Here is an 11,043-nt window from a genome sequence, read left to right on the forward strand (position 1 = left end):
GCCCGGCGCGCGCCGTCACCGCGCGACGCACGCGCGCTGGTAGCCGTGGTCCATGCCGCACACCCCCCGTTCCGTGATCCCCCGTGCCCGGCGTGCCCGGGCGGCCCTGCTCGCCTGTGTCGTCTCCGGCTGTCTGGTGGCCGCCGGCGCCCCCGGGCCCGCCGAGCCCCTGGGCATCGGCGACCGGCTCTACCCGACGCTCGGAAACCCCGGCTACGACGTCCTGTCGTACGACCTCTCCTTCACCTACCCCGGCAGCAACAGCAAGCCGCTCACCGCGGTCACCAGGATCCGTGCGCGCGCCACAGAGCGCCTGGAGAGCGTCAACCTGGACTTTACGCACGGCACGGTGGCGTCCGTCGACGTCAACGGCGCGCCCGCGAACTTCACCGCCGCGGGGGAGGACTTGGTGATCACACCGGCCGCCCCGCTCCCCAAGGGCGGCGTACTGATCATCACCGTGCGGCACACCAGCGACCCGGCGCCCCAGAAGGGCCGGGAGGGCGGCTGGGTGCAGACCGACGACGGGCTGGTGATGGCCAACCAGGCCGACGCCGCCCACGTGGTCTTCCCCTGCAACGACCACCCCTCCGACAAAGCGCTGTTCACCTTCCACGTGACCGCGCCGGACGGCTACACGGCCGTGGCCAACGGCCTCCCGGTGGGCACCCGGCACACCGCCGGCGCCACGACCTGGAGCTACCGCACCCAGCACCCCATGGCCACCGAACTCGCCCAGATCTCCATCGGCCGCACCGCCGTGCTGCAGCGCCGCGGCCCGCACGGGCTGCCCCTGCGCGACGTCGTGCCCGCCCAGGACGCGGCGGAGCTCGAACCCTGGCTGGCGAAGACCCCCGACCAGATCGCCTGGATGGAGGGGAAGGTCGGCCCGTATCCCTTCGAGACCTACGGGCTGCTGATCGCCCGCGCACGAACCGGCTTCGAACTCGAGACACAGACGCTCTCCCTCTTTGAGAAAGAGGTGTTCGGCAACCCCGCCTACCCCCGGTGGTACGTCGAGTCGATCATGGTGCACGAGCTGTCCCACCAGTGGTTCGGTGACAGCGTCAGCCCCCGCACCTGGTCCGACCTGTGGCTCAACGAGGGACACGCCACCTGGTACGAGACGCTGTACGCGGAGGAGACCGCGCACCGGCCGATGGAGGCGCGGATGAAGGCGGCGTACCGCCTGTCCGACCGCTGGCGCGCCACCGGAGGCCCGCCCGCGGCCCCCGAGCCGCCGCGGCCGGGCCAGAAGATCGCGATCTTCCGGCCGAACGTCTACGACGGCGCGGCGCTCGTGCTGTACGCGCTCCGCCAGGAGATCGGGCGCCCCGCCTTCGAGCGCCTGGAGCGGGCCTGGGTCTCCCTGCACAGGGACGGCACGTCGACCACGGCCGACTTCGAGGAACTGGCGTCCCGCGAGGCCGGGCGCGATCTGAGCGCCTTCTTCCAGGGCTGGCTCTACGGCCGGAAGACCCCGCCGATGCCGGGCCACCCGGACTGGAAGAGTGACTCTGCCGGAGAGCTCCGAGGCGGGCGAGAACTCGGATGACGGGACGGGGCGTGCCGTGCGACCATCGACGGGTCGGCGGCGCGGTCCCAGGCCGGGCGACGGGAATCTCCCGGGCGGCCCGAGCGTTGTGACCTGTGCGAGTGGTGTGGCCGCGGCGGCCCACACCGTCGCCGCAAGACAGAATCCCCAACGACGTAAGGACCCAATGACCTCCTCTTCTTCCCCTTCCCAGGACACCACGCGCGTTGCGCACGCCTACCCCGAGGGTCTTCGGGCCGATGCCCTGATGGAAGAGGACGTCGCCTGGAGCCACGAGATCGACGGAGAGCGGGACGGCGACCAGTTCGACCGCTCCGAGCGCGCGGCCCTGCGCCGGGTCGCGGGCCTGTCCACCGAGCTCGAAGACGTCACCGAGGTCGAGTACCGGCAGCTGCGCCTGGAGCGCGTCGTGCTCGTCGGGGTGTGGACCTCGGGGACCGCGCAGGACGCGGAGAACTCGCTGGCCGAGCTGGCCGCCCTCGCGGAGACCGCCGGCGCACTCGTGCTGGACGGCGTCATCCAGCGCCGGGACAAGCCCGACGCGGCCACCTACATCGGCTCCGGCAAGGCCGATGAGCTGCGGGACATCGTTCTCGAGACGGGCGCGGACACGGTCATCTGCGACGGTGAGCTGAGCCCCGGCCAGCTCATCCACCTCGAGGACGTCGTCAAGGTCAAGGTCATCGACCGTACGGCCCTGATCCTGGACATCTTCGCCCAGCACGCCAAGTCCCGAGAGGGCAAGGCGCAGGTCGCCCTCGCCCAGATGCAGTACATGCTGCCGAGGCTGCGCGGCTGGGGTCAGTCGCTGTCCCGGCAGATGGGCGGCGGCAGCGGCGGTCTGGCGACCCGTGGCCCGGGTGAGACCAAGATCGAGACGGACCGGCGGCGGATCCGCGAGAAGATGGCGCGGATGCGCCGGGAGATCGCGCAGATGAAGACCGGCCGCGAGATCAAGCGCAAGGAGCGCAGGCGCCACAAGGTGCCCTCGGTCGCCATCGCGGGCTACACCAACGCCGGAAAGTCCTCCCTGCTCAACCGCCTCACGGGCGCGGGCGTCCTGGTCGAGAACGCGCTGTTCGCGACCCTGGACCCGACCGTGCGCCGGGCGGAGACCCCGAGCGGACGGCTGTACACCATGGCGGACACGGTCGGTTTCGTCCGCCACCTGCCGCACGACCTGGTCGAAGCGTTCCGCTCCACCATGGAGGAGGTCGGCGACGCCGATCTGATCCTGCACGTGGTGGACGGCTCCCACCCGGATCCGGAGGAGCAGCTGGCCACCGTGCGCGAGGTGATCAGCGAGGTCGGCGCCACGGACGTACCCGAGATCGTCGTGATCAACAAGGCGGACGCGGCCGACCCCCTGGTGCTCCAGCGGCTGCTGCGGGTCGAGAAGCGCGCCATCGCGGTCTCGGCGCGTACCGGCCGGGGCATCGAGGAACTGCGCGCGCTCATCGACACCGAGCTGCCCAGGCCGGCGGTCGAGGTCGAGGCGCTCGTGCCCTACACCGAGGGCCGTCTGGTCGCGCGCGCCCACTCCGAGGGCGAGGTGATCTCCGAGGAGCACACCCCGGAGGGCACGCTGCTCAAGGTTCGGGTGCACGAGGAACTGGCGGCGGAGCTGGCACCGTACGTCCCGGCTCCCGCGCTCTGACCCACCATCCGCAAGGCCCGCTCCCCCGAGAGGGGGGAGCGGGCCTTCGCGCGCGGTACCGAGCGCCCCGTCACCGACCGCCGTACAGGCCGTCCCGGCTCCTCACCGGCGTCCGTCTGTACCCGGTAGCGCGCGACGACTCGTCACGCCCCGTCGCAGCCCGTCACTGGGTCGCGAAGTTCTCGCTGACCGAGTCGTACACATCCTTGGCCACCTGGCCCAGCCGAGGTCCGGCCAGCCAGCCTGAGGTCGACGGACCGATCGAGGTGTTCGAGACCAGCGCGGGCCTGCCGTCCGCGCCCCGCTCCACCCAGCCGCCGCCGGACGCACCGCCCGTCATGGTGCAGCCGATGCGGTACATCGTCGGGTCCGTCCGCACAATGGAGAGCCGGCTCGGCTTGTCCTGGCACTGGTACAGATTCTGGCCGTCGTACGGCGCCGCGGCCGGGTAGCCGGTCGCCGTGATGCTGTCGACCTTCGGCACGGTCGGCGCGGCGAAGTTCACCGGCAGCGCTGAACCGACCGTCTCCTCCAGCGACTTCCCGCCGGGGCCCCCCTCCGGCGTCACATGGATGACGGCGAAGTCGTAGGGCGCGCCCTGGCCGCCGGTCTCGCCGCCCTGCTCGATCCACTGCTTCGAGGTCTGCGCCCCGTCACCCCACCAGACACCGTACGGGGCGATCTGCTGCCGTGTGGCACCGGCCAGTTGGGCCTCCGTCAGCCCGGTGTTGTTGTACGCCGGCACGAACACGATGTTGCGGTACCAGCCGCCCTGCTTGCCGGCGTGCACGCAGTGGCCCGCCGTCCACACCAGGTTGGACTTGCCGGGGTGCGCCGGATCCTTCACCACGGTCGCCGAGCAGACCATCGTGCCCTTGGGGGAGTCGAAGAACACCTTGCCCGCCGTGGGCGCGTGCTCGTGGTACGCGGTGGGTACGGCCTGCGCCTTCACCGGCGCGGGGGTCGGGTCGGTGACGCCCTGGTCACCCTTGAGATCGTTGGCGCCCACGACCTTGCTGGGATCATTGGCCTTGCGCATCCGGTCCGGATTCCACAGGTCCTTGATGATGGGGTTGATGAAGTCGTCGGCGTCGCGCAGCCAGCCGTCCTTCGTCCAGTTCTTCCAGGCGCCGTTCACCCACTTGTCGACGTCGATCCCGTGCTGCTTGAGCTTCTGCTTGATGTCGTCCGGGATGTTTATCTTTCCGCCGTCGGCGGAGGAGGCGGACGCGCTCGCCCCGCCGCTCGCCTGGGAAGTGCCGCCGGAGTCGCACGCGGTCGCGGTCAGCGCCAGCGCTGCGGCGAGGCCGACTGCCGTCAGAATCGGGGAGGTTCTGCCGCGCACGCTCCCTTTCCCGCGCACGGTGAAGAGCGGGCGTGTGCGTCGCATAATCTGAACTCCCCCTGCCATGAGCCGGTATTGAACGGCTTTCCAGACTAACGTCGTGTGTCTCCGCGGGCGTGCTGACCAAGGGCCTCCCGTGGTCCGGTCGTGCATTCTTCCCGGTGTGCCTCGTGTCAGGAGTCCGCTCATGACTCCGGCGAACACGACAGATGCCGACAGTGCCGCGGTGTATTACGGAAAGCGGTGGCCACCGCCAGACGCTGCGGCCGGTCCGGACGCACCAGCCGGCCCGACACGCCCAGCAGCCAGGCCGGGGCCTCCCCCGCCGCCGCGAGGGCGGTGTACGGGAGTACGTAGGCACTCCTGGTCGCGTCGTGGGCCGCCGCCGCGGACGAGAACGGCAGCAGCACCGCGCCCAGCGCGCTCAGCCGCGCGGCATCACAGATGATCTTCGCCGTTCCCGTGGCCGGAACCGCTCCTGCGGTCAGAGCCGCTCCCGCAACCAGGCCGTCGCCGCGGCCACCGCGGCGGTGCCGGCTCCAGCCGCCGCCGGTCGCGCCCACGCGGCGAGGGCCACGCCGCAGCCCACCAGCACGGTCATGTTCCAGCGGGCACCACCGTCCGGTCGGGTGGCTACCCCAGGGACACCACCACCGCGGTCACCTGCCCCTCGGGCGCGTCGTAGCTCACCGTGTCGCCAGCATGGTGGCCGAGGAGGGCGCGCCCGAGCGGGCTGTCGGCCGTGACCAGCGTCGCGTCCAACTCCTCGGCAGACTCGCCGATCTGGAGGGTCTCCACCGTGCCGTCGGGGAACCGCACGGTGACCGTGCTGCCCACGCCGACCAGGTCGGTGGGCGGCGGCCCTGCCGTTTCCGCCTGACGGAGCCGTGTGGTGATCGTCGAGATCCGGGCGTCCAGACGCTGCAGCTCGTTGGCGCGCTGCAACTCGTCGGCCTCGTCGCCGCGGTCGCCCACCGCCGAGGCGGAGTCCCGTAGCGTCGCCGCGACCATCCTGCGTTCGGCGTGGAGGTCGGCAAGCTCTTGTTCGAGGGCGTGGCGGCCGGCCTTGCTGATCGGCGCTGGTTCGCTGGGCATGCCTGCTCCTCGGGGTGCGGAGGGAGGGTCCCAAACGGGGTGTTATCGATCATATCAGCCGGATTTGGGGCCCGTATCGCACCGTATCGTGCCGCCTTGCGCTGTGTGGTCGCGCCGTCCTGTGCCGTGGGGAACCGCGACCGGCCAGGGGACGGCACGGGGGCCACGCCACCGGGCTCCGGCGGCGAACGCCCCCCTCGGCGGGCAGGGGGAAGCCGCCGACGCGGGGCCGTCACCCGTCGCGTGGCACCGTCTGATCCACCGGCATAGCCTGACAAGAAGTGCCGGGACCGGCCCACGCCCGTCAGGCGAAAGGGTGAGACTCTTGCACGCCTCACATGACGACCAGGAAGGGCTCGACCCCCGAGTAGGGGCCGCACCCAAGGGCGAACCGTTCTTCCACCCCTACCACCACCCCGCCGCGGGCTGGGGTGCGGCCAAGAGCGTGAGCCGGGTTCTTATGCGCGGACGATCCCTTGTGGACGGACCACGGGCGATCATGCGGATGAACCACGAGAACGATGGCTTCGACTGCCCGGGATGCGCCTGGCCCGACGACACCAAGGGCCTGCACCTGGACATCTGCGAGAACGGCATCAAGCACGTCACGTGGGAGATGACCCACAAGCGGGTCGGCCGAGAGTTCTTCGCCGCCCATTCGGTCACGGAACTGTCCGGCTGGAGCGACTACGCCCTGGAGGACCAGGGCCGGCTGACCGAACCGATGGTCTACGACCCGGAGTCGGACCACTACGTGCCGATCGGCTGGCACGACGCGTTCGGGTTGGTCGGCCGTGCCCTGCGCGAACTGGACAACCCGAATCAGGCGTCGTTCTACACCTCCGGCCGCCTCGGCAACGAGGCCACCTTCCTCTACCAGTTGATGGCCCGCGAACTGGGCACGAACAACCTGCCCGACTGTTCCAACATGTGCCACGAGGCCAGCGGTCGCGCGCTGGCGGCGTCCTTGGGAACCGGCAAGGGGACCGTTGACCTCAAGGACTGGGAGAGCACCGACGCCCTGTTCATCATGGGCGTCAACGCCGCCTCTAACGCGCCCAGGATGCTCACGGCCCTGGCCGAGGCATACCACCGTGGCGCCCAGATCGTGCACATCAACCCGTTGGTCGAGGCCGCCGCCACGCGCACCATCGTGCCGCACGACTTCACGGACATGGCCCTCTTCAAGACGACGCGTACCAGCACCTTGAATCTGCAACCGCGTATCGGCGGCGACATGGCGCTCCTGCGCGGCGTCGCCAAGGCGATCCTGGAACAGGCCAAGACCGACCCCAAGGCACTGGACCAGGAGTTCGTCGACCGCCACACCTCGGGCTTCCACGCGTACCGGGCCCTGTGCGAGGACACCTCCTGGGCGGAGATCGAGCGCCAGTCGGGGGTCGATCGCGCCGAGATCCTCAAGGCGGCACGCGTGTACCGCGACGCCGACCGGACCATCATCAGCTGGTGTCTGGGCGTCAGCCAGCACGAACACGGCGTCGACACCGCCCGGGAGATCATCAACCTCCTTCTGCTGCGCGGCAATCTGGGGCGCGAGGGAGCGGGACCGTCCCCCGTGCGCGGGCACAGCAACGTCCAGGGAAACCGGACCTGTGGCATCGACCACCGGCCCACCGAGGACTTCCTGGAGCGCCTGGCCGAGGTCTGCGAGATCGACCCGCCTCATGAGCACGGCCTGGACACCGTCGGCACCGTCCAGGCGATGCACCGCGGCGACGTGAAGGTCTTCGTCGGCATGGGCGGCAACTTCGCCCTCGCCGCGCCCGACACCCCCTACACCCACGAGGCGCTGCGCAGATGCGACCTCACCGTCCACGTGAGCACCAAGCTCAACCGCAGCCATCTCGTGCACGGCCGGCGTGCGCTCATCCTGCCGTGCCTGGGCCGCACGGAGAAGGACCACCAGCGCCACGGCATCCAGAGCACCTCGGTCGAGGACTCGATGAGCATGGTCCACCTGTCCATCGGCATGAAGCGGCCCGCGTCGCGGCATCTGCTGTCCGAGCCCGCCATCATCGCGGGGATGGCCCGCGCCGCCCTGCCGGACAGCCGCACGCCCTGGGAGTGGTACATCGAGGACTACGACCGCATCCGCGACACCATGGCCCAGGTCCTGGACGGTTTCGAGGACTTCAACCGCAGGGTGCGTCTGCCGCTCGGCTTCCGGATCAAGCAGCCGGCCCGCGAACTGGTCTTCCTGACCCCTTCGGGACGCGCCGAGTTCTCCACCGCGTCCCTGCCCGACGTGGTCCCGGCCCCCGGCACCCTGGCGCTGGGCACCATGCGCTCGCACGACCAGTGGAACACGACCATCTACTCGGACAACGACCGCTACCGCGGCATCAGAAACCTGCGCACGCTCGTCTTCATGAACGAGGACGACATGCGCGAGCGCGGCATCGCCGAATTGGATCCGGTCGACATCACCAGCACCGCCAAGGACGACAGTCACCGTCACCTCAACGGCTTCCTCGCCATTCCCTACGACATCCCCCGCGGCTGCGCGGCCGGCTACATGCCGGAGATGAACGCGCTGGTCGCGATCTGCGACTACAGCACCCAGAGCAACCAGCCGCTCATGAAACACGTCAAAGTCACCATCGCCCCCGCCACCTGAGAGAGCCGCGGGGTCGGCTGCTCCGGGAAGTCCTCTCTCGGCCGACGCGAGCCGAGAGAGGCGTCGAGCTAAGAGGAGACTTCGGCGGCTGCTTCCCGAAGGTCCTCGCGGCTGTGCTCCATCAGCTTGCCCAAGTCGTCCAGTCCGGGGCCGCCCTCCTCGGCGCGCGGCGCGACCTGCCGGAGGCACTCCGCCATGGCGAGCGCGAGCTCGACGGCCTGGGCGGTCTCCCCCTCACTGAGGAGTTCCTCGATCCGGAAGGCGATGCCGGCGAGGGTCTCGTCGTCGGTCTCCGGTACCAGGTAGCCCCTGAGGCCCGCCGGGTAGGGCGTCCGCTCCCGGAACTCACGCAACGCGGTGACCACGGCGGAGTTCTCGCTGAGCTGGTCGAGGACCCCCATGAACGCATACAGCCGGGCCGCCAGCCGGGGCAGGCCGGGGAAGCGGTCCAGCCAGACCAGCAGCTCGCGCTGACCGCCGAGATGGTCGGTGACCTCCGACATCGCCGCCGCAGACGCAGGGGATTGCGCCCAGCGGTAGGGCAACAGGAGCGCCACCTGCCGAGCGAGTTCCGCCTCCTGCCGCGGGGCGAGGGTGCCGTCGACGAGGTCGCTGACCAGCGCGCCGTCGATGCCGAAGCCGACGGGTGCCGAACGATCCCTCGAGATCTGCGACACGTCGTGACGCAGGCGCGACAGCCGGTCCTCGATCTTGCTCAGCAGCTTCTCCCGCATGAATCCTCCCAGCCATAGGGGCTTGCAGGCTTGCCGTCCCGATCGGGCGCTCCCTCACGGCCGCGCACTGCGGGGTGCGGGGGCACGGGAGCAGCCGGCCGGAGCCCCGCACCACCACCATGCCGCCCCATACCGGGACACGCGCGTCTGGCGGCCCATGCGGGCTATGGGCTCGTTCCCGCAGGGGCGGCCCCGGCGCCGGGCGTCCGCGTCGGCGGGCCCCGGCAAGGATCTTGCCGCCACCCGCTTCCAGGGGCCGTTCACGTCGTTGATCCGTACGGGGTGACCTGTCATTCGCGCGGGAGCCCTCGCCCCGTCCCCTCTGAACAGTGGGAGGAACTGACGTCGTGACCGTGTCGGAGACTGCGGTGGTGCCGGTGGAGGGCGAATCGGAGGGGCGCGCGGAAGAGGAGCGTCGGCCCCCGGCGTGTGAAGGGGCTGGGGGAACCCGGGGAGCGCGCTCGGCGTACGAGGGCATTCTGCGCCGGCAGTCGGCGCGCGAATCCGCGGCGCGCACCTACGCGCGCGCCCTGCCGATCGTGCCCGTGCGGGCGCGCGGCCTCACCATCGAGGGCGCCGACGGGCGCCGCTACCTCGACTGCCTCTCCGGCGCGGGCACCCTGGCCCTCGGGCACAACCACCCCGTCGTCCTGGAGGCCATCCGCAAGGTCCTCGACTCCGGGGCACCGCTGCATGTGCTGGACCTGGCCACGCCCGTCAAGGACGCCTTCACCACCGAGCTGTTCCGCACGCTCCCGCCGGCCTTCGCCGAGCGCGCGCGTGTGCAGTTCTGCGGTCCGGCCGGGACGGACGCCGTGGAGGCCGCGCTCAAGCTGGTGCGCATCGCCACCGGCCGGAGCGGGATCCTCGCCTTCACCGGGGCGTATCACGGGATGACCGCGGGGGCGCTCGAGGCCTCCGGAGGAGCGACCGATGTGCGGGTGACGCGCCTGCCGTATCCGCAGGACTACCGCTGCCCGTTCGGCGTCGGCGGTGAGTACGGCGCCGAACTCGCCGCCCGCTGGACCGAGTCCGTCCTGGACGACACCAAGTCGGGCGTACCGCTGCCTGCCGGGATGATCCTCGAACCCGTCCAGGGCGAGGGCGGGGTGAATCCCGCTCCGGACGCCTGGATGCGCCGTATGCGGCAGATCACCGAGACCCGGTCGATCCCGTTGATCGCGGACGAGGTGCAGACGGGTGTGGGGCGCACCGGGCGGTTCTGGGCCGTCGAGCACAGTGGGGTCGTACCGGACGTGATGGTCCTCTCCAAGGCGATCGGCGGCAGCCTGCCGCTCGCCGTCGTCGTCTACCGCGACGACCTCGACGTGTGGCAACCCGGCGCGCACGCCGGCACGTTCCGCGGCAACCAGCTCGCGATGGCCGCCGGCGTCGCGACCCTCGCCTACGTCCGGGAGAACCGCCTCGCCGAACGCGCCGCCTCGCTCGGCACCCACATGCTCGCCCGACTGGGCGCACTGGCAGCGGAGTACCCGTGCATCGGGGACGTACGCGGCCGGGGGCTGATGATCGGCATCGAGCTGGTCGACCCCGACCCCGACCCCGCCCCCGACTCCACACCGGAACCGACGCAGCCCGACGCCCCGGCCGTCGGCCCCGCCGGCGCGGCACCCCGCCCCGCCGCCCCCGCCCTGGCCGCAGCCGTCCAGAGGGAGTGCTTGCGGCGCGGCCTGATCGTCGAACTGGGCGGGCGGCACACGAGCGTGGTCCGGCTGCTCCCACCCCTGACGATCAGCGATGAGCAGACGAGCGCGGTCCTGGACCGGTTCGCCGACGCGGTGGCTGCGGTCGCTCGGGAGCCTGCCCGCACCGTCCGGCCCTGAGCCTCCCGCCGCTCCCAGCGACCAGCACCAGAGCACCTATGGTGCCTCGCCCTCGCCCTCGCCCCTTAGCTCCAGCTCCTCGCCCCACGGCCCGTCGCCGCACGGGCTCGAACTACCCTCCAGGAACGCTCTTGAACGGCACGCCCCCTTCTGCTGACGCCGCCGCGCTCCCCAT

The 11,043-nt window shown here is 71.0% G+C and carries 8 protein-coding genes; 4 read left to right on the forward strand and 4 right to left on the reverse strand.

All coding sequences use genetic code 11. The features are described from left to right. Window positions 1-52: 52 nt before the first annotated feature. Both ACWD5Q_RS21125 and hflX read left to right on the forward strand, forming a co-directional pair. The gene (locus tag ACWD5Q_RS21125) at window positions 53-1,555 is read left to right on the forward strand and encodes a M1 family metallopeptidase (protein WP_451428558.1); all 1,503 of its coding nucleotides are present in this window, start codon (window positions 53-55) and stop codon (window positions 1,553-1,555) included. A 166-nt stretch (window positions 1,556-1,721) separates the two neighbouring features. Continuing rightward, entirely contained in the window at window positions 1,722-3,212 is a 1,491-nt protein-coding gene (gene hflX, locus ACWD5Q_RS21130) for a GTPase HflX (protein WP_451428559.1), read from the forward strand. A 163-nt stretch (window positions 3,213-3,375) separates the two neighbouring features. On the opposite strand, the gene ACWD5Q_RS21135 is transcribed toward hflX, so the two are convergent. The 3 genes from ACWD5Q_RS21135 to ACWD5Q_RS21145 all read right to left on the reverse strand — a co-directional run bounded on the left by ACWD5Q_RS21135 (window position 3,376) and on the right by ACWD5Q_RS21145 (window position 5,652). Then, entirely contained in the window at window positions 3,376-4,602 is a 1,227-nt protein-coding gene (locus ACWD5Q_RS21135; protein ID WP_451428560.1) for a trypsin-like serine peptidase, read from the reverse strand. Between the two features lie 140 nt (window positions 4,603-4,742). Next, the gene (locus ACWD5Q_RS21140; protein WP_451428561.1) at window positions 4,743-5,120 is read right to left on the reverse strand and encodes a hypothetical protein; all 378 of its coding nucleotides are present in this window, start codon (window positions 5,118-5,120) and stop codon (window positions 4,743-4,745) included. A 70-nt stretch (window positions 5,121-5,190) separates the two neighbouring features. Beyond that, window positions 5,191-5,652 (reverse strand): GreA/GreB family elongation factor, encoded by a 462-nt coding sequence (locus ACWD5Q_RS21145; protein ID WP_451428562.1) that lies wholly within the window; start codon window positions 5,650-5,652, stop codon window positions 5,191-5,193. A 325-nt stretch (window positions 5,653-5,977) separates the two neighbouring features. Here ACWD5Q_RS21145 and ACWD5Q_RS21150 point away from each other — a divergent pair, with 325 nt between their 5' ends. Beyond that, window positions 5,978-8,290 (forward strand): FdhF/YdeP family oxidoreductase, encoded by a 2,313-nt coding sequence (locus tag ACWD5Q_RS21150; RefSeq protein ID WP_451428563.1) that lies wholly within the window; start codon window positions 5,978-5,980, stop codon window positions 8,288-8,290. Between the two features lie 68 nt (window positions 8,291-8,358). Here the strand turns inward: ACWD5Q_RS21150 and ACWD5Q_RS21155 are convergent, their stop codons facing one another. Beyond that, window positions 8,359-9,024 (reverse strand): hypothetical protein, encoded by a 666-nt coding sequence (locus ACWD5Q_RS21155; protein ID WP_451428564.1) that lies wholly within the window; start codon window positions 9,022-9,024, stop codon window positions 8,359-8,361. 347 nt (window positions 9,025-9,371) lie between these two features. Here ACWD5Q_RS21155 and ACWD5Q_RS21160 point away from each other — a divergent pair, with 347 nt between their 5' ends. Beyond that, entirely contained in the window at window positions 9,372-10,868 is a 1,497-nt protein-coding gene (locus ACWD5Q_RS21160) for a diaminobutyrate--2-oxoglutarate transaminase family protein (protein WP_451428565.1), read from the forward strand. Window positions 10,869-11,043: the final 175 nt, after the last annotated feature.

The sequence above is a fragment of the Streptomyces sp. NPDC002513 genome (assembly GCF_053595355.1).